Origin of the sequence: Microbispora siamensis (assembly GCF_016863095.1) — a bacterium.
GTDB lineage: Bacteria > Actinomycetota > Actinomycetes > Streptosporangiales > Streptosporangiaceae > Microbispora > Microbispora siamensis.
This window is the reverse complement of record NZ_BOOF01000087.1, coordinates 1-18,460: the sequence shown is the minus strand read 5'-3', so window position 1 is coordinate 18,460 and position 18,460 is coordinate 1. Positions and strand designations below refer to the sequence as shown.

Here is an 18,460-nt window from a genome sequence, read left to right as displayed (position 1 = left end):
GGGCCTGGTGGAGTCGGCGTAGCGCGGATGGTCGTTCCGGGCGACAGCCGCCGCTAAGCACCGGCCCGGCCGCCGTTGAGGCGCCAGGTCCCGGCGGGATGAATTCGGCCGGGAAGCGGTTCTTGTGGTGTCTACTTGCCAGCGCTGCCGGAACAGCCTCTCGCATTGCAGTCAGTGCCGCGGAGGTGACGTGTGCGATGCGGCGACGTCCGCGCTCGCCGAGCACGTCGCTGGAGAGTTCTCGTACTCGGCGGCGAGGCGGATCAGCTCTTCTAGCCGATCGTGCGCCCTGGTCAGGGCGTCGATCTTGACCCGGATACGGGCACGCTCGTCCGTGAGTCGGCGTGTCATCTGCGGGGTCGCGACGAGGGTGTCCAGGAACGGGAGGATCTGCAGGATCGCCTTACTGGTCAGACCGGCCGCGTAGAGGAGCTGGATGAACTTCACCCGCTCAACGGCAGACTCGGGGTACTGGCGGTGGCCGCTGGGGCTGCGGTCGGCGATGACGAGCCCCTGCTCTTCGTAGTACCTCAGCGCACGGACGCTGACTCCAGCACGTTCGGCCACCTTTCCGATGCGCATGGCACCTCCCGTGCAGTCCGGACTTGATCCTCACGTTGACGTGAGGATCTAGCGTACGTCTTATGAACATTCACGGAGCGACTGCGCTCGTCACCGGAGCCAACCGCGGCATCGGCCGCCACCTCGCCGCCCAACTCGTCGAGCGAGGCGCGAAGGTCTACGCGACCGCCCGTCGTCCCGAGTCCATCGATCTCGACGGCGTCGAGGTCCTCGCCCTGGACATCTCCGACCCGGACTCCGTCGCGGCCGCAGCCCGCGGAGCGGACGATGTGAACCTGCTGGTCAACAATGCCGGCATCGGAGGCGGCGCCCTGCTCGGTGACCTGCAGGCGGTCCGCGCTGCGCTGGACGTGAACTTCTGGGGCACGCTGTCGATGGCCCGTGCCTTCGCGCCGGTCCTCGCAGCGAACGGCGGGGGCGCGATCGTGAACATCGCCTCTTCGGCGTCCTGGTTCGTCTTCCCCGGCAGCAGCGCCTACGCGGTGTCGAAGGCGGCCGTCTGGAGCATGAGTAAAGCACTGCGCCAGGAACTGGCCGGTCAGGGCACGCTCGTCACCTCCGTGCATCTTGCGATGGCCGACACCGACATGACGAAGGGCTACGACATGCCCAAGATGGACCCCGCCGATGTCGCACGGATCACCCTCGACGGTGTCGAGGCCGAGGCGCTCGAGGTGGTCGTCGACGAGTTCACCGAAATGGTCAAGGCATCGCTGAGCAAGGACCCGCGGGAGTTCGACGAGCAGTTCCACCAGTTCCTGAACGCCTGACCGCAACCGATCCGCTCCCTACAGGGTGCGGAACGCACCCGGGCGCTGAGCGATGTGGCCGGAACCCTGCTGTCGCAGGCACCCGCCCCGCCGCGGGTGCGGACGGCGGCGTTCCGGATGCTCGCCACCCTGCCCGGCGTCAAGGCCGAGGGACGGCGGCCGACCCGATGGGCCGTACCGGAAGGGTGATCTCCCTAGGCCGTTGCCTTCAAATGTGATCTAGGTGTTGGATCATGACTTGGCGTGATTCGCCGGTACGAGTTGACGAACGGCACCTTCACCCGCATGCTGCAAGCTCTGCAAGCCAACGCCGACGCCCGCGGCGACTTCGACTGGCTGGTCGCGGTGGGCTCCACCATCGTGCGAGCCCTCGCCTGCAGCAGGTGCTGCAAGCGGTCCGTGTTCCCCGTCTCGGTCGCGGCCGGCCTCGCACCCGCCCGGACCATGTGGTGGCCGACAAGGGCTACAGTTCCCGCGCCATCCGCATCTACCTACGGCGACGCGGGATCAGCCACACCATCCCCGAGCGGGCCGACCAAGTCGCCGGCCGCGCCAGGCCGGGCAGCAGGGGCGGCCCCCCACCGGTCTTCGACCCTCAGATCTACAAACGACGCAACGTGGTCGAACGCTGCTTCAACCAGCTCAAACAGTTCCGCGCCCTGGCCACCCGCTACGACAAGACCGCAACCTCATACACCGCCGTGGTCACCATCGCAGCACTCCTGCTCTGGCTCTAGGCGACCACTATGAAGACAGGCCCTAGCGGGCCGTGAGAGTCCAGAGGTGGTCGGCGGTGCCGTTGTCCTCCCACTGGAGGACCTGGGCGCCGGAGGACTTGCTCATGCCGTTCACGCCGAGCAGCAGACCGCTGTTGTAGTTGCGGATCTTGTAGTGGCCGTTCCCGTCCGATATGAACGACCACAGGTGGTCGGCGGTGCCGCTGTCACCCCAGATCAGGGCGGTCCCGCCGTTGCTGGTGCTCATGTTGGTGATGCCGAGGACCAGCCCGCCGGCCCTGTTGACGATCTTGTAGAGGCCGGAGCCGGCGTCCACGAGGGTCCAGGTCTGGGTGTTGCTGGACGAGGGGGTGGCCTGGTCGACCAGGGTGCCCTGGGCGGTGCCCGAGTTCTGCGTGTCCAGGGCGAGGCCGCTGTTCACGTTCTTGATCTGGTAGGACCCGGCCAGCGAGGTGCCGGGGTTGCCGCTGCCGCTACCGGGGGTGACGACCAGGTGGTATCCGTAGGTGGCGTTCATCGCCGGGATGGGCACAGTGACGGAGCCGTTGACCACGGTGTAGTTGGACTCGGCCAGCGTGCTGGGCCCGGAGACGGCCACCGTACGCCCGGGCGAGGGGGTGTACTCGACCTTGACGTGGACGGTTCCGCCGAAGGAGCCGAGCCCGTTGATCGCCACGGCGCTGTCGCCGGAGCCGCCTCCGACGATGACGCTGAGCTGGTTGCCCGCGCTGTTCATCGCCGCGGCGCCGTCGATGCCGGTCTGCGCGGGCGGGGTGGTCGTCACCATGTTGCCGTTCATGTCGGCGTACCACTTGTAGAGCCAGTAGGCGCCGTTGGGGGAACCGCCCCGGCCGGTGAGCAGGTCTCCGAGTGTGCCGGACTGGTTCCAGAACGCGAGCTCGGCGTCGCGGATGCCCAGCCGCTCGAACTTCGCGATGTAACCGACCAGGGCACCGGGGACGCCGACCTCGGACGGGGCGGCGTACTCCTCGATGGCGATCGGACGCGGGCTGATGCCGTACTTCTTCTCGAGGTTGGTCACCGTGGCGACGTCACCGGCGATCTTCGACGACCTGATCAGTTCGTGCCAGGCGATGATGTCGGGGACGGTGTTGGTCGCGACCGCGTTCCTCAGGAAGTTGTCCATGTCGCTGATGTTGTCCGAGAAGCTCGGCCCCTGGATCGGGGTCGTGGGGTCCTTGGCCCGCACCTCACGGTAGGTCCTGGTCCAGAAGTCCTCGAAGGTGCCGTTGGACGAGTTCCAGGTGTTGTCCGACTCGTTCCACAGCTCGTAGGCGGCCAGGTTGACGCCTGACGCCTTGACCTGGGCGATCTGCTGGTCGACCAGGCTGAACCAGTTGCTCCAGCTGAACTGGTACGGCCAGCCCGCGTAGAGGTCGGACAGCCGGTTCACGAGCTTCGCGCCGGCCCTGGCCGCCTTCGGGGCGACGGTCAGGATGTCACCCGTCGGCTGCTGCTTGCCGCCCTGCGGCTTCTGGACGAAGGTGTTCGGCTTGATGGCCTGGACGAGGTTGTCCGCCGGGTTCGTCGCGTCGGCCAGGCCGTACAGCGAGCCGGTGGCCACATGCGTCACCGGGCGGAAGGGCTGGTTCGCGTTGACCACCAGGGTGGTCGAGGCACTCGCGGCGGCGTCGGCGGGAGCGGCGGCGAGGGTCGCGCCGGCTGCGGTGAGCGCGAGCGAGGTGAGCAGGGCAGCGGCCTGCCCGGCTCTGGGTCTGGTCGTCTTCACTGCGTCTCTCCTGAGGAGTGGTTGGGGGGTTGTCCGCGGAGCGGACCGCGGGGTCGTCGGCCGGCGACGAGGGGGGCTCGACGCCGGCCGCCAGGGCCGCGTACCGGCGGCCGGGTAGCCATGGCCTCGGTCCTCGACCGCCCCGGTCGCGGAGAGGCGGAAGATTCGCGGGACATGGGATTCCCCAGATCGGTGCCAGTGCGGCGGTCACGGCGACGCAGCGCACACAACCCGGTTTGGGCAACTGTGCGCAAAGGTTTTCCGAGCCGGAAACGTACGGTGAACTTGTCTGGCCGTCAAGGCTTTCGGGCAGTTGAGCTTTTTTCTGCACACGATTGCCCATGACGGAAACCGGTGGGACCAGCACCCCAGTGGACATGGAGGGCAAAGGATTGCGTGTGCCGGAGCCGGACCGTACGGTCACACGGACGAAGGCCATGCTCGGCGACGGCGCCGTGATCGTCGGCGTCGGTAGTAACTTTCATCGCCTCCGTCGGCGCCCGCCCGCCGCCGATCGCCCGTGACCAGGACCGATTCGTACGAGACGACCCTCTGGGCGAAACCGGCTTTACGCGAGTCGTTGACAGCCCCGCAGGCTTCGGCTGACACTTTCGCCGTCTTTCCGATAATTTCGCCCGCATGAAGGGCCTCGACCACTGTCGGTCCGGGTCGCACATCGCGACATGGTCCTCAGGCCGGCGACCGCGTGAGGAAGTACGTACATGAATCGCATTCCGATCCGGATGGGAAGCCGCGGGCGCGGCGGTGTGCGGCTGTTGATCGGCCGTGTCTGTGCCGTGGTGCTGGCCGCGGCCGTGGCGCTGCTGCCCGGCGTCGCCCACGCGGCCGTGACGACGAATCAGACGGGCACCAACAACGGCTACTTCTATTCGTTCTGGACCGACAGCCAGGGCACGGTCTCCATGGAGTTGGGGTCCGGCGGGAACTACAGCACCTCCTGGCGCAACACCGGCAACTTCGTCGCCGGCAAGGGCTGGAGCACCGGCGGGCGCAGGACCGTGACCTACTCGGGCAGCTTCAATCCGTCCGGCAACGCCTACCTGTCGCTGTACGGGTGGACGCGGAACCCGCTGGTGGAGTACTACATCGTCGACAACTGGGGCACCTACCGGCCGACGGGCACGTACAAGGGCACCGTCACCACCGACGGCGGCACCTACGACATCTACGAGACGACGCGCTACAACGCCCCCTCGATCGACGGCAACCAGACCTTCAACCAGTACTGGAGCGTCCGGCAGCAGAAGAGGACCGGCGGCACCATCACGGTCGGCAACCACTTCGACGCCTGGGCCCGTTACGGCATGAACCTGGGCAGCCACGACTACCAGATCCTCGCCACCGAGGGATACCAGAGCAGCGGCAGTTCCAACATCACCATCGGCGGCACGACCGATCCTTCGCCCTCGGTCTCGCCCTCCCCCCGCCCCTCGCCCTCGGTCTCGCCCTCCTCGCCGGGAGGCGCCGGGGCGTGCCGCGTGTCCTACTCGAAGAACGAGTGGAGCAACGGCTTCACCGCCGACGTGACCATCACCAACACCGGCAGCGGCACGATCAACGGCTGGACGCTGGCCTGGTCCTTCCCGGGGGGCCAGCAGATCACCAACTCCTGGAACGCGACGGTGAGCCAGAGCGGCTCGTCGGTGACCGCGCGCAACGTGTCCTACAACGGCTCGTTGGCGCCCGGCGCCACCACCTCGTTCGGCTTCCAGGGCACCTACTCCGGCGGCAACCCCAACCCCTCGGCCTTCAGCCTCAACGGCTCGGCCTGCACCACCGGCTGACCGGCACGACCGTATGTCACAGCGCGGCGACGCGCGAACGGGGAGCGGGCGCCGTCGGGCCCCGCTCCCTCGGCGCACCGGCCGGCGTCCGCTCCCGGTGACGTTCACCGCCGTGGCCCTGGCCTGCTCGCTCGTCCTGGGGCGACGGCGGCGGGACGATCAACACCGCAACCACCTACGATCCCGACCTGTACAGAGTGATCATTTCGGAGCCCGGGGCCGAGTTCTCCGCACGCCTCGAACTCAAGGCCCTCTAGGAGAGCAGCTGGTTGATCTTGTCGCGAGCCACTGTGGCGAGGACGCCCGCCTTGTGCGGCTGGCCGCGCAGGAACGCCTCGGTGAAGTGCTTGGCCTGCTCGTACTTGACCTTGCCCGGCATCGGCGGCTCGTTGGGATTGACGTCGCAGTCCACCAGGGCCGGCCCGTCGTGCGCCAGGGCCTCACGGATCGCGCCCGGCAGGTCCTTCGGGTCCTTGATCTTCGCGCCGTACGCCCCGCACGCGCGGGCCCAGGCGGAGAAGTCGGCCTCGGGCTGCCGGTGCCGCACGGCGTACTCGGGGTAGCCGAGGATGATCTGCTCCCACAGGATCTGCCCGTAGCTGTTGTTGTTGTTGATCACGACCTTGATGGGCAGGTCGTGCCGTACGGCGGTGAGGAAGTCGGCCATGAGCATGGCGAAGCCGCCGTCGCCCACGAAGGCGATCACCTGACGGCCGGGGAAGGCGTGCTGCATCCCGATGGCGTACGGCAGGCCCGGGGCCATCGTGGCGAGGTTGCCCGACAGGTAGAACTCCCGCCCGCCGCGGATCGTCCAGTGCCGCGCGGCCCACGTCGCGATGGTGCCGGAGTCGCAGGTCAGGATGGCGTCGCCGGAGGCCGCCTCGTCGACGCAGGCCATGAGGTACTGCGGCGCGATGGGGTCGCGCGAGGGGTCCTGCAGCGCCTTCATCTCCTCCCGCCAGGCGTCCATCTTGCGCTGGTACTTCTCCAGGAACGACCGGTCCTTCGCCGGTTCGAGCATGGGCAGCAGCGCCTGGAGAGCGAGCCTGGCGTCGGCCGCGACCGGGGCCTCGGTGGGCCGGCGGATGCCGAGCAGGGTGGGATCGGCGTCGATCTGCACCACCCGGGCCTGCCCGTCCGGCGGCAGGTACTTCGCGTAGGGGAAGGACGTGCCGACCATGAGCAGCGTGTCGCACTCCTCCATGAGCTCCTCGCTCGGCGCGGTGCCGAGCAGGCCGAGCCCGCCGGTGGTGAGCGGGTGGTCGTCGGGCACCACGAACTTGCCGGGGAGGGTCTTCACGATCGGGCTGGCCAGCTTCTCGGCGACCGCCAGCACCTCCTCGCGGGCGTGCCGGGCGCCGACGCCGACGAGCATGGCGATCCGCTCGCCCTGCCGCAGCACCTCGGCCGCCCTGGTCAGGTCCTCCTCCACCGGCCGCAGCGGCGGGAGAGCGCAGGTCGGCAGGCTGGCGGGCGGGCTGCCGGGCCCCACGTGCCGGTAGGGGTCCTCGCTCGCGGGCGTCACCTGGATGTCGTTGGGGAAGGTCAGGTGCGACACCGTCCGCTTGGCCAGCGCGTTGCGCACCGCGAGGTCCACCACGCCGGGCATCTGCTGCGGATTGGTGACCATCAGGTTGTAGGCGGCCAGGTCCTGGTAGAGGCGGTCGAGGTGGACCTCCTGCTGGTAGTGGGTCCCCAGCACCGAGGTCTCCTGCATGCCGGTCAGGGCCAGCACGGGCACGTGGTCGAGCTTGGCGTCGTACAGGCCGTTCAGCAGGTGGATGGCGCCCGGCCCCGACGTCGCGGCGCACACCCCGAGCCGCCCGGTCGCCTTCGCGTAGCCGGTCGCCATGAACGCGGCCGCCTCCTCGTGGTGCACCAGGATGAACCGCAGCTTCTCCCGGTGCCTGCGGAAGCCCTCCATCAGGCCGTTGATCCCGTCACCGGGGAGCCCGAAGATCGTGTCGACCCCCCACTCCACCAGCCGCCGGGCCAGGCTCTCACCCACGATCTCGGTCATGTCCGCCTCCGATTGAGATCAGCCGTACGGGCGCCCGGGCGCCCGCGGCCCTCACCGTGTCGCGCTCCGGCGGCCGCGGCGCCAGCCGAGGACGTACGCGGTGGCGAGGCCGGCGGCGACGGCGAGCGGCTTGGGGGACGACATCGCGGACTTCAGCTGTTTCACGCCGCCCTTCGGGTCGGCCACGGCACCCGCGACGCTGCCGATCGCCGACGCCAGTCTGTCGCCCGCGCTCTTCACCGCGTTGCTCTGCACGTTCATGATCGACTCCGGCATCGAACGGCTCGCTCGGCTCGCCCGAGGGGCCCTTCCCGCCCCCGGTACACGTAAACGACGCCGCAGGTCACGGCGGCTTTGTGTGCGGCAGACCGGCATATCGCAGGCCCCCATGCGCCGCAGCGCGCGGGTGCAGCCCGGCGTCATCTGCGACCGGCTCAGGGACGCCGCCGCGCCGTACGGCCTGACCTTCGGCCCGGACTCCGCGACCCACGACCACGCGACGATCGGCGGCATTGGTCGGCAACAACTCCTGCGGCACCCATTCGGCGACGGCCGGCAAGACGTCTCGGCCTGATCAAGTGGGAGCAGATGGTGTTCCTCGACAACCCCGAGTACGGCGTCAACCTCGCCCCGATCGACTTAGTCAGGTTCGCCGAGGACCGCAACCGCATCGCCCTGCAGATGGTCAAGGACATGCTGGACGAGTCGAGCTTCGCGGCCAGCCCGGCGCACGCCGTGCTCCGCAGGGTCGGCCAGGCCGCGGCCACGCTGGTGGGCAGGCTCCGCGACCGCGCCAGGGGCGAGCACCCCGAGTAGTGGGCCGCGGCTCCGCCTTACCCTGGATGACGGTGCAGCAGGAGCATGGCGGCGTCGTCGGGGAAGGGGCCGCCGGCGTGGCGCAGCAGGTCGGCGCGCAGTTCGTCGAGGGCCGCCTGCGGATCGGCGCCGCGCAGCAGGTGCGCCCGCTCCCGGAGCGGGTAGAAGCGGCCCTGCCGGTCGCGGGCCTCGATCACGCCGTCGGTGTAGAAGAGGATCTGGTCGCCGTCCCCGAACGGCACCCGGTGCGGCTTCGGGCGCGGCGAGCCGAGCGTGCCGAGCCCGAGCGGGAGCGCCTCCTCCTGCGGTTCCGCGAAGTGGACGCCGCCGTCGCGCCGCAGCACGAGAGGCGCGGGGTGGCCGCAGTTGAGCAGGGAGATCTCTCCGTCGTGGACCTCCGCGAATATGGCGGTGACGAACTTCTCGCCGCTCAGGTGCCGGGCCAGGCTGGTCTCCACGCGTTCGACCACCCCGGGGAGTTCGGACTGGTCGTAGGCGGCCTCGCGGAAGGCGCCGAGGACCCACGCGGCGGTCTCGACCGCCTCCAGACCCTTGCCCTGCACGTCGCCGATGAGGATCCGTACGCCCTCGGGGGTGGTGACCACCTCGTAGAGGTCACCGCCGATCTGGGCCTCCGCTGCGGCGGAGGTGTAGGAGAGCGCCACCCGCAGGTCGCCGGCGCGGCGGGGGACCGGGCGCAGGAGCACCCGCTGGGCCGCCTCGGCGACCAGGCGGACGTTGGCGAGTTCGCGCTCCCGCCGGTTCCGCAGCCTGCTGGCCATCATGCTCGCGGCGGTGACGCCGATGATCGCCGCGATCGTGAGGTTGTTCTGCGGCTTGCCGAGGAGATCGTCGTAGACGGCGAGGGGAATGCATATGGCCAGGGCCAGCGCCCCCACCATGGCCGTGCGGCGCACGCCCCCCGCGACCGAGGCGAAGGCCGGGCCCAGGGTGAGGAGCGGCAGGAAGCCCACGCCCGGTTCGGTGCTCAGGTCGATGACGACGACCAGGAGAATCGCGATGAACGGCAACGCACGCAGGATGCTCTGGGAATTCATCGCGACTCCATAGCCGGCCCCCACGTCAGCACGAGATTCCTTTCCCGATGGCTTTACTTCTTCCCGCGTAGTGAACGGGGCACTCCCCATTGTCCGCGACGGATGCCGCCATTTCGGGCCGGTCGGTTAAGTCGCAGCGCGCCCCATCTGATCACTACGAGTAGTGACGTTACTCGAATTCGTGACGCGGTGGCCGGTAAAGCCGGACATCCGGCCTTCCCCCCACGCCGTCACGGCAGCTCCGCGAAGCGTTCGACCTGGTCCGTACGGCCGGACACGATGATGACGTCGCCGTAGCCGAGTTCGGTCTCGGCGGTGGCGTAGGTGAACTCCTCGCCCGGCCGCTTGACCGCCACCACCGTCACCCCGAACTTGCGGCGCAGGCTGGACTCGCCGAGGGGGACTCCGACGTATTCCTTGGGCGGGAGGGTCTTGACCAGGGCGAAGTTCTCGTCGACCTCCATGTAGTCGAGCATCCGCCCGCTGACCAGGTGGGCCACGCGCTCGCCCATGTCGTGCTCGGGGAAGACCACGTGCTGGACGCCGATCCGGCTGAGGATGCGGCCGTGCTGCCGGCTGACGGCCTTGGCCCAGATGTCGTCGATCTCCATCTCCACCAGCAGCGACGAGGTGAGGATGCTCGCCTCCAGGTCGCTGCCGATGGCGCACACCGCGCGGTAGAAGTCCGGCAGGCCGAGCTGGCGCAACGCCTCGGGGTCGGTGGCGTCGGCGGTGGCGATGTGGGTGATCTGGCCCGCGAGGCTCTGCACCACCTTGGGGCGGTGGTCGATGGCGAGCACCTCCGTGCCGCGGCGCACCAGTTCCAGGGCGAGCGCGGTGCCGAAGCGGCCGAGACCGATCACCGCCACCGGGTCGTTTCTCATGTCAGCCAACGATGACGTCCTCCTCCGGTAATTCATAGCGGCGGGTGCGCTCCTTGAGCGCCAGTGCGGAGCCCAGCGTGAGCGGGCCGATCCGGCCGATGAACATCAGCAGCGTGAGCAGCACCTGTGCGACGGGGGAGACGACGGAGGCGACGCCGACGGACAGTCCGGTCGTGCCGAAGGCGGAGACGACCTCGAAGAGCACCCGGTCGAGGGAGTGCGGCGTCAGCACCAGCAGGACGTAGGTGAAGAGCGCGACGAGGCCCACACTCAGGACGGTGAGCGAGACCGCCTGCCGCTGCGCCGCTTCGGTGAGGCGGCGGTGGCCGATGTTCACCCGGCTCTCGCCGCGCAGCTCAGCCCAGACGATGAACGTGAGCAGGCCCAGCGTGGTGACCTTGATGCCGCCGGCGGTGCCCGCGCTGCCGCCGCCGACGAACATCAGCAGCTCGGTGATCAGCCAGCTGGAGGGATGCATCTGCGTGATGTCGAGGCTGTTGAATCCGGCGCTGCGCGGCATGACGGCGGTGAAGAACGCGGCGAGCAGCTTGCCCTGGCCGTCCATGGGCCCGAGCGTGCGGGGGTTCGTCCACTCCGTGACGAGGAAGACCAGAGTGCCGCCGGCCAGCAGGACGGTGGTGACCGTGAGCGTGATGCGGGTCAGCAGCGACCAGCGTCCGGGGCGGCGCCAGGAGCGGCGCAGCTCGAACACCACGGGGTAGCCGAGCCCGCCAACGATCACCGCCGTCGCGACGGTCAGGCAGACCCAGGGATCGGCGGCGAACCTGACCAGGCTGTCGGGCCACAGCGCGAAACCGGCGTTGTTGAACGACGAGACCGCGTGGAACAGGCCCAGGTACAGGCCGCGCCCGACGGGCTCGCCGTACCCGAGCACGAACCTGAGCGTGAGAACGGTTCCCACGACGGCCTCGCAGGTCAGGTTGAACACCACGACCTTGCCCACCACGCGCCGCAGGTCGCTGCCGTTGAGCACCTTGGTCTCGGCCTGGGCCGACAGCCGGGCGCGCAGGCCCAGCCTGCGGGAGACGAGCAGGGTGAAGACCGTCGCCAGGGTCATGATGCCGAGGCCGCCCACCTGGATCAGGACGGCGATGACCACCTCGCCGAACGCCGACCAGTGCGTGGCCGTGTCGACGACGGTCAGCCCGTTCACGCACACCGCCGACGTCGCGGTGAACAGGGCGGTAAGCCAGTCCGCGGGCTTCCCCGAGCTCGTGGCGAGCGGGCTGGACAGCAGGGCCGTCCCCAGGAGGACCGTCACCCCGAACACTGTCGTGATGACCTGCGCCGGCTGGTGGAAACGCGCCACCAGGGCCCAGAACAGCCTCATGCCGGTCGCTCCGGGCAGTGCGGCGGGACCGAGGCGACGAACTGCCGGGCGGCGGCGACGCCGGAGCCGGGCACGACGAGCTTGTGGGCGACCGAGGCGAAGCCCTTGGGCCCGATCCCCTGGCGGGCCGTCTGCGATACCACCGAGAACCTCCGACGTGCGGGCAACGGGACGACGTCGCCGACCCGACTTCCCGGCACACCGCGGCCTACCGTAACAGCACATTTCCCACCAGGCACATCTGCCCGGGTCAGTCTTCGGCCGGAACCGACAGACCGGCCCTGAACGTGGTCGCGTGCCTGTCCGTATCGCCGGCGGACCGCTCCTCGCGCCGTCGCGCGGCGGCCGAGGCCAGCGAGGCCAGGACGATCAGCATCGCGACGACCCCGATGAAGCCGACGGCGAACGACAGCTTGTCAGCTGCGCGACGCCGCCGATCATGGGCGGGCCGATGAGGAAGCCCGAGTAGGCGATGCTCGTGACGAACCCGATCTCCCGCTCGCCGCCGGTGCCGTCGCTCCGCCGGCTGACCGCGCCGGCGAGGTCGAGCACGATCGGGAACACCAGCCCGACACCCCCGCCGGCCATCGCGTACCCGGCGTAGGTGAGCCAGGCGACCGGCACGATCGCGGCCGTCAGCAGGCCGATCCCGGCGAACAGCGATCCGGTGACCACAATCCCGAACGGGCCGAAGCGGCGCTGGATCCGCTCACCGAGCAACCGGACCATCGCCATCGCGACGGAGAAGACGGAGAACACGAGCGCCCCGGTTCCCTCGGACATGCCTCGCTCGCGAACCGCGAACAACGCCGACCAGTCGCCGTTCGAGCCCTCGACGATGGCGGACACGAACGCGATGCTGCCGAGCAGCCAGAGCACCGGGCGGCGCAGCATACGGCGGTCGGGTCCGCCGCGCTCCTCGGCGCCGGTCGCGGGCTCCTCGCGCGGCACGAAGCGGATCACGCCGACGGTGACGGCCAGCGAGGCGACGGTCACCACGGCGAAGTACGGGAGCAGGCCGACGCCGTGCCCGGCGGCGAACGCGGCGCCCAGCGAGCCGGCCAGCCCGCCGAAGCTGAATCCGGCGTGGAAGACCGGCATCAGCGGCCGGTCGACGCGGCGGATGACGGTCACGGCGGCGACGTTCATCGACACGTCGAACACGCCGAAGGACGCGCCGATCCACACCAGGACGAGGCCGAGTTGCAGCGGCGTCGTGACGAGCGCGAGGACGGGCAGCGCGCACGCGGCGCTGACGGCCGACGCGAACACGATGGCGGGGGCGCCGAAGCGGGCGCACAACCGGCCAGCGAACGACGCGGCCACGGTCAGGCCGACGCTGGCGCCGAGCAGGACGATGCCGAGCACCCCGGGTTCCGCGTGGATCTTCCCGGCGAGCGTCGGTATGCGCGGCGCCCACGAGCCGGCGATGACGCCGTTGAGCACGAACACGATGAACACGATGAACACGGAAACCCGCTGCGAGCGCACGCGGTCTCCTCCTTCCTCTGCTTTCGAGCCATGCCGGAGCGCTCCGGCGACCCTGACGCGCTGCCGCCGAGCGCCGCGCCGCGGCACTCGGCGAGGAGAGTGCCGTGCCGGCGACCACGGGACGAGCGTCGCGAGTTCGCTCACCGGGGTGGTCTCGGCGAGCTTGGGCGCCAGGTCGACGCGGTCCAGAGCCACCTGACGGTCGTGGCCGTCCGGGCCGGTGAAGTAGCGGGGATCGACGAGGGGCGGGGCCAGCGGGTCCAGTGACCGGGCTCGCACAGTGCCGCTGGATCGGGGTGTCAACACGAACACGTTCAGCGCGACCGTGAGCGGGCCGACGAAGCGGCCGTGCTCGTCCTCGCCGGCGCCGGCCGTCGGCACGATGTGCACGTCCCAGTACTCGTCGGCGGCCATGCCCGAGCGGACCTTGAGCACGGTCTGAGCCATGTACACGTGGAGGTCCGGCAGCACGAGCGCATCCGCCGGGGTGAGCGAGAGGTCGACCTTGGGGTGGTCGATCAGGTTCGACCCCACCCCGGCCGGCGGCAGCACCACCGGCGCGCCCAGCTCGCGCAGCACCCGCTCGGGTCCGATGCCGCTGCGCATCAGCAGTGGCGGGCTGCCGTAGGCACAGCGTCGTGACCACGGCGTCCAGCGCGGCGAGCTCGGCGTCGAACGCCCGCCACACCGCCGCGCAGCAGTTCGGAGACTCCTCCGCCCGTGGCCGTCGCGTTCACGTGTACGATCAGGGGCTTTTCGGTGCCGGGTTCGATCTCACAGACCGGTGTCAGCATCGCGGTGCCTTTCGAGCATTGGCGCACGCCACCTCGTCGGGCGAATGTGCGTCCTCCCGGGCATGATCAATGAGCGCGATCTACCAAAGCCGGTTGCCCGTGGACCGGGACCATAAACTCGGCCGGCCGGTTACTCATCGCGTACGAAACGGGCGGGCGGCGAGGCGTTCAGGCGGCCGCGTCCGCCGCGCGCGCAGCTCCCGGGGGAGCGCCAGGGCGACGCCGGCCAGAGCCTCCTCCAACTGGGTGGCATCGCTGACACCGACGATCGGCGCCCCCGCGGGGACGCCTCCGGTCGGCCAGGCGAGCACCAGGTGCGTAAGCGGCGGAGGCAGTCCTCGACCGCCGATTCGATCGCCGAGGCCGACAGTCCCTCCCGCTCGTCCGGATCCTCGCCGCCGACAGGCTGGGCGCCCGCCTTGCGGGAATTCCGGGTGAGCCGCCGCTGCCCGGATATCGAGCACTTAAAGCCGCTGACACAAAAGCTGCGCCGGCGGGATATGCCGCCGGAATTTCGGTCAGCCGGTGGTTACGGCGAATGGGCCGCCGGCGCCGAAAACGAGGCGGGCGAAGTTCTCGCCGATGCGGCGGTGTCCCGCGGGGTCGGGGTGCACCGCGTCGGGCAGCGGGAGTTCCGCGTAGTCCGCCTCGCCGTACAGTTCGCGGCCGTCGAGGTAGTGCAGGTTCGGGTCGTCGACCGCCCGCTGCCCGACGATCCGGGCGAGTTCGCCGCGGATGACGTTGAGCGTCAGACGCCCGGCGGCGCGTTCGGCAGGGTCGCCCGTGGCCTTGAACCGCACGGTCCCGCTGTCGAAGTCGGGCGCCAGCGGGCCGGGGGTGTCCTCCTGGACCGGGCACAGGATGGGGGACACGACCAGCAGCGGCGTGGCCGGATGCCCGTCGCGGATGGTGTCGAGGAAGCCGTGGACCGCGGGGGTGAAGGCGCGCAGGCGCATCACGTCGCCGTTGACGATGTTGATGCCGATCTTCACGCTGATCAGGTCGGCGGGGGCGTCCCGCATCGCGCGGGCGGTGAACGGGTCGAGCAGCGCGCTGCCGCCGAACCCCAGATTGACCAGCTCCACTCCGCCCCGCGCGGCGGCCAGGGCCGGCCAGATGGCGGTCGGGTGGGCGGCGTTCGAGCCGTGGCTGATGGAGCTGCCGTGGTGCAGCCACACTCTGCGCCCGCTGTCCGGTGCCGGCTCGATCGGGGCGTCGGTGCGCAAGGCGATCAGCTCGGTGATCTCGGTATGAGGGAGCCAGATCTCGACGGTCTTGTCACCCGCGGGCAGATCGGTGAACCGGGCGGTGCCGGGAGGTCCTTCGCGCAGTTCGACGGACTGGGTGACCATGTCGATCGTGCGGACGTTGCCGCCGGTCACGGTGGCCTGGGCGGTGAGTCGGCCGTCGACGAGCAGGTCGTACACGCCGTCCGCCGGGGCCGGAAGACCCCGGTAGGCCCTCGTGGTGCGCAGCGTGTCCAGCTCGACGGCGGTGGCCCTGGTGCGGAACGCCAGCCGTACGCCGGACGGCTGGGCCTCGGCGATGGTCAGTTGTTCGTCGGGGATCTGCCGGCGAGCCCGGGCGGGCAGCCGGTGCGGCAGCAGGCCGTGTGGCGTGCGTTCCACGTCGAGGACGCCGCGCAGGATGTCCGGGGTGACGGGGGTGGTGATCCAGTCGTGCTCGGTGCTCATCGCCTCAGCCTGTTGATCGGGATGTTCACGGTGGTCCGATACGTCGGGGCAAGCCCCTGGTGGTCAGGGTGTGGCCCGGTTACGCAGCAGGGCGTCGAGGGAGTCCACGATCCACGACCAGGATTCCTCCGGGTCGACGGCGGTGTGGCTGAAGCCTCCGCTCATCTCCAGGCTGACGTAGCCGTGGAAGACGCTGCCCAGCATCCGGACCGCGTGTGTCTGGTCCGGCTCCGCGAGGTCGTAGCCGCGCAGGATCGCCCGCGTCATCTGCGCGTGCCTGACACCGGCGCTGGCGGCCGCCGTCTCGGGGTCGAGCCTGAGCCGGGCGGCGGCGTAGCGGCCGGGATGCTCCCGGGCGTAGTCACGGTAGGCGGCCGCGAAGGCGGCCAGGGCGTCCCTGCCGGCGCGTCCGGCCAGCGCGTCCGCGACCCGGTCGGCGAGTTCCTCCAGAGCGAACAGCGCGATCCCGGTCCTGAGGTCCTGGGAGCTCTTCAGATGTGAGTACAGGCTCGCCACCTTGACGCCGAACCGCCGGGCCAGCGCCGAGATCGTCACCTGGTCGAAGCCGACCTCGTCGGCCAGTTCCGCCCCCGCCCTGATCAGGCGTTCCGTCGTCAGCCCTGCCCGTGCCATCGCCCTCTCCCTGATTCGCCTGAACTCATTATGGATTTGCCTAATAGTTTTAGGCAAATCGCGATGGCTTCCGCAGGGACGTACGGGGCACTTGAATATCATGTCTTCCGATATATTCTGGAGGCGTGACAGCACGGGCGATGACGGAACCGGCGTTCCTCGTTCTCACCGCACTCGTCGACGAGCCGCGGCACGGCTACGGCATCGCGCAGGAGGTCGAGCGGCTCTCCGGAGGGCGCGTTCAACTCAAGATCGGCACCCTGTACGGCGTGCTGGACCGGCTCGCGGCCGACGGGTGCGTGGAGGCGGACCGCGAAGAGGTGCGGCAGGGACGGCTGCGCCGCTACTACCGGCTGACCGACGAGGGGGCGCGGGCGCTGGAGGAGGAGGCCGTACGGCTGGCCGACAACGCGCGCCGGGCCGTCGAGCGGCTGCGGCTCAGGCAGGCGGGAGGGCCGGCATGAGCGAGCGAATCGGTAGAGGGAGCGTGCTCGAGGAGCGCTACCGGCGGTGGCTGCGGCTGCTGCCGGCGCCCTATCGGGCGGAGCGCGAGGAGGAGATGGTCTCGGCCTTCATGGAGGGCGCCCAACGCGGGCGGGCCGGACACGACGACCAGCGCCCGCGCCTCCTGGAGATCGCCAGTGTGGCCGCGCTCGCGCTGCGGCTGCGGCTGGGCGGTCCGGGGTCAACGCCCGGGTCATCCCTGTGCGGCGAGGCGGTCCGCCGGGCCGCCCTGCTGGGCCTCGTCTTCTGGACGATGGTCGGCGGCCTGTACGCCGGGCAGGCGGTGCTGACGTACGGCATCCCCGTGGACGCTCTCCCTGACGGTGTCATGGGCATCGGCGATCCCGAGTCGCCCGAGCGCGTGCGACTCGTGCTGGCCGACCTGGTGCCCCTGCTGTGGGCGGTCGCTCTCGGCGCGCTCGTCCATGGCCGTCCCCGCACGGCCAAGGCGGCGGCCACCGCCGCCCTGGTCGTGCCGTACGTGCTGGTGCCACCGCTCGTCAGTTGGCAGGTGGACGCGGTGCGCTGGGCCTGCTCGGTCCTGCCGGCCGTGGTCACGGTGCTGGCGCTGGCGATCGGGTTCCACCGCGACGCGCCGCCGCCCCGCCTGCCCGCGCGGCGGGCCCTGCTCCTGCTCGCGCTCCCGATCGCCGCTGGCGTCCTGCTCAGCGTGGTCGTCGGTGTGCTCGGGGCGATGGTGCGAGCGGGGACCGTCCCGGCGCGGCCCCTCATGTCCGCCTGGATGTGGGTCGACACGCCGGGCCTCACGTGCGTGTCGCTGCTGGCGGTCACGGTGTGGTGCCTGGCCCGGCCCGGGGCGCCGGTGAAGCCCGCCGCGCCCGTGGCACTGGCGGCGGCGATCCTGACCGTGCCCGCCGTGCTCGCCCGGGTGGGCACGATGCCCTGGGGCGCGACCGGCGTGATCGGCCTCAACGCGACCCTGCAACTGGCCGTGCTCCTGGCGATCGGGATCACCCTCGCCCTCATCGGCGTACGGGCGCTGCGGGCTGAGGACGGGAGCCTCACCGAGGTGCCTGGGCAGCCCGGATAACGCTCCCGCCTAACGGTGGGACCTCGCGTGCCGGTGGTGATAGCGCCATCGCGGCTTGTCGTGGCGCACGGGCTTCGCGGACCGGACCGGCGAGGTGGCCGCCGACGTGGCGACGCCCGGCTCGTAGTCGCGGGCCGACGCCGTCACCCGTACGGACAGCCGGGCGCCGCGGTCGCGGCTCTTGAGGTGGTAGGTCCGCCCGGTCGCGCCCCTTACCTCGGCACCGTCGCGCAGCCACTGGTACCGGATCCGCGTGGGCGACGGCGTCCAGGCGCCGGGAAAGGCGGTCAGCGTGCGGCCGACCTTCGGGACGCCGCGCACGACCGGGGGCGTGGTGTTGGACACCGGCGATCGCTGCGCGTCGTGCAGGTCGACGTCGGCGGCGCGGACGAAGACCTGGCGGTGGGCGTACCAGAGTTGGTAGTAGCGGTCCTGTCCTTTGAGGTCGGTGCGGTCGCCGGGGGCGGATCCGTTGAATGTGGTCGCGCGGTAGTAGTCGGTGGCGACGTCGTCGTCGCTG

Annotated in this window: 20 protein-coding genes and 1 pseudogene; 8 read left to right on the top strand and 13 right to left on the bottom strand. The window is 70.3% G+C overall.

Features of this window, described 5'->3' with window-relative positions:
• Positions 1-171: 171 nt before the first annotated feature.
• Positions 172-582 carry a MerR family transcriptional regulator gene (locus Msi02_RS42055; RefSeq protein ID WP_204053301.1) on the bottom strand — a complete coding sequence of 137 codons (411 nt, stop codon included), beginning with the start codon at positions 580-582 and terminating at the stop codon, positions 172-174.
• A gap of 62 nt (positions 583-644) precedes the next feature.
• Here Msi02_RS42055 and Msi02_RS42050 point away from each other — a divergent pair, with 62 nt between their 5' ends.
• From Msi02_RS42050 to Msi02_RS42045, 3 genes and pseudogenes are all read left to right on the top strand, one after another.
• Positions 645-1,352: an SDR family oxidoreductase gene (locus tag Msi02_RS42050; RefSeq protein WP_204053300.1), complete on the top strand. Its 708-nt coding sequence runs from the start codon at positions 645-647 to the stop codon at positions 1,350-1,352.
• 54 nt (positions 1,353-1,406) lie between these two features.
• Positions 1,407-1,541 carry a hypothetical protein gene (locus Msi02_RS44230; protein ID WP_275414235.1) on the top strand — a complete coding sequence of 45 codons (135 nt, stop codon included), beginning with the start codon at positions 1,407-1,409 and terminating at the stop codon, positions 1,539-1,541.
• Positions 1,542-1,723: 182 nt separating this feature from the next.
• Positions 1,724-2,089: pseudogene (locus tag Msi02_RS42045) on the top strand (transposase); the annotation flags it as partial.
• A 22-nt stretch (positions 2,090-2,111) separates the two neighbouring features.
• Here Msi02_RS42045 and Msi02_RS42040 read toward each other — a convergent pair.
• Entirely contained in the window at positions 2,112-3,839 is a 1,728-nt protein-coding gene (locus Msi02_RS42040) for an RICIN domain-containing protein (RefSeq protein WP_204053298.1), read from the bottom strand.
• Positions 3,840-4,561: 722 nt separating this feature from the next.
• On the opposite strand from Msi02_RS42040, the gene xynA reads away from it, so the two are divergent.
• The gene (gene xynA, locus Msi02_RS42035; protein WP_204053297.1) at positions 4,562-5,644 is read left to right on the top strand and encodes an endo-1,4-beta-xylanase XynA; all 1,083 of its coding nucleotides are present in this window, start codon (positions 4,562-4,564) and stop codon (positions 5,642-5,644) included.
• Between the two features lie 253 nt (positions 5,645-5,897).
• Here the strand turns inward: xynA and Msi02_RS42030 are convergent, their stop codons facing one another.
• Positions 5,898-7,664, bottom strand: a complete 1,767-nt coding sequence (locus Msi02_RS42030; protein WP_204053296.1) for a thiamine pyrophosphate-dependent enzyme — start codon at positions 7,662-7,664, stop codon at positions 5,898-5,900.
• Between the two features lie 51 nt (positions 7,665-7,715).
• Positions 7,716-7,925: a hypothetical protein gene (locus Msi02_RS42025; protein ID WP_204053295.1), complete on the bottom strand. Its 210-nt coding sequence runs from the start codon at positions 7,923-7,925 to the stop codon at positions 7,716-7,718.
• Positions 7,926-8,052: 127 nt separating this feature from the next.
• Between Msi02_RS42025 and Msi02_RS44355 the strand changes: the two genes are divergently transcribed.
• Together Msi02_RS44355 and Msi02_RS42015 are read left to right on the top strand one after the other, a co-directional pair.
• The gene (locus tag Msi02_RS44355; RefSeq protein WP_204053294.1) at positions 8,053-8,238 is read left to right on the top strand and encodes an FAD-binding protein; all 186 of its coding nucleotides are present in this window, start codon (positions 8,053-8,055) and stop codon (positions 8,236-8,238) included.
• Between the two features lie 14 nt (positions 8,239-8,252).
• Positions 8,253-8,480 (top strand): hypothetical protein, encoded by a 228-nt coding sequence (locus tag Msi02_RS42015; protein WP_204053293.1) that lies wholly within the window; start codon positions 8,253-8,255, stop codon positions 8,478-8,480.
• 17 nt (positions 8,481-8,497) lie between these two features.
• Here Msi02_RS42015 and Msi02_RS42010 read toward each other — a convergent pair whose 3' ends face one another.
• The 8 genes from Msi02_RS42010 to Msi02_RS41980 form a co-directional block, all read right to left on the bottom strand.
• Entirely contained in the window at positions 8,498-9,538 is a 1,041-nt protein-coding gene (locus tag Msi02_RS42010) for a PP2C family protein-serine/threonine phosphatase (RefSeq protein WP_204053292.1), read from the bottom strand.
• A gap of 230 nt (positions 9,539-9,768) precedes the next feature.
• On the bottom strand, positions 9,769-10,422 hold the full coding sequence (locus Msi02_RS42005) for a potassium channel family protein (protein ID WP_239109381.1): 654 nt from the start codon (positions 10,420-10,422) through the stop codon (positions 9,769-9,771).
• Between the two features lies 1 nt (position 10,423).
• Positions 10,424-11,773 (bottom strand): TrkH family potassium uptake protein, encoded by a 1,350-nt coding sequence (locus tag Msi02_RS42000; protein WP_204053290.1) that lies wholly within the window; start codon positions 11,771-11,773, stop codon positions 10,424-10,426.
• Entirely contained in the window at positions 11,770-11,916 is a 147-nt protein-coding gene (locus tag Msi02_RS41995; protein ID WP_204053289.1) for a hypothetical protein, read from the bottom strand. Before Msi02_RS41995 ends, Msi02_RS42000 begins: the two co-directional genes overlap by 4 nt.
• 107 nt (positions 11,917-12,023) lie before the next feature.
• Positions 12,024-12,149 carry a hypothetical protein gene (locus tag Msi02_RS44220; protein WP_275414233.1) on the bottom strand — a complete coding sequence of 42 codons (126 nt, stop codon included), beginning with the start codon at positions 12,147-12,149 and terminating at the stop codon, positions 12,024-12,026.
• On the bottom strand, positions 12,143-13,870 hold the full coding sequence (locus tag Msi02_RS41990; protein WP_204053302.1) for an MFS transporter: 1,728 nt from the start codon (positions 13,868-13,870) through the stop codon (positions 12,143-12,145). Before Msi02_RS41990 ends, Msi02_RS44220 begins: the two co-directional genes overlap by 7 nt.
• A 706-nt stretch (positions 13,871-14,576) precedes the next feature.
• On the bottom strand, positions 14,577-15,752 hold the full coding sequence (locus Msi02_RS41985) for a GDSL-type esterase/lipase family protein (protein WP_204053288.1): 1,176 nt from the start codon (positions 15,750-15,752) through the stop codon (positions 14,577-14,579).
• 63 nt (positions 15,753-15,815) lie between these two features.
• Positions 15,816-16,385 (bottom strand): TetR/AcrR family transcriptional regulator, encoded by a 570-nt coding sequence (locus Msi02_RS41980; protein WP_079317282.1) that lies wholly within the window; start codon positions 16,383-16,385, stop codon positions 15,816-15,818.
• Between the two features lie 125 nt (positions 16,386-16,510).
• Here Msi02_RS41980 and Msi02_RS41975 point away from each other — a divergent pair, with 125 nt between their 5' ends.
• Together Msi02_RS41975 and Msi02_RS41970 are read left to right on the top strand one after the other, a co-directional pair.
• Positions 16,511-16,849 (top strand): PadR family transcriptional regulator, encoded by a 339-nt coding sequence (locus tag Msi02_RS41975; RefSeq protein WP_239109379.1) that lies wholly within the window; start codon positions 16,511-16,513, stop codon positions 16,847-16,849.
• Positions 16,846-17,940 (top strand): hypothetical protein, encoded by a 1,095-nt coding sequence (locus tag Msi02_RS41970; RefSeq protein WP_204053287.1) that lies wholly within the window; start codon positions 16,846-16,848, stop codon positions 17,938-17,940. Before Msi02_RS41975 ends, Msi02_RS41970 begins: the two co-directional genes overlap by 4 nt.
• 9 nt (positions 17,941-17,949) lie before the next feature.
• Here Msi02_RS41970 and Msi02_RS41965 read toward each other — a convergent pair.
• Positions 17,950-18,460, bottom strand: a 511-nt coding sequence (locus Msi02_RS41965) for a hypothetical protein (RefSeq protein WP_204053286.1), incomplete at its 5' end; no start/stop codon positions are given.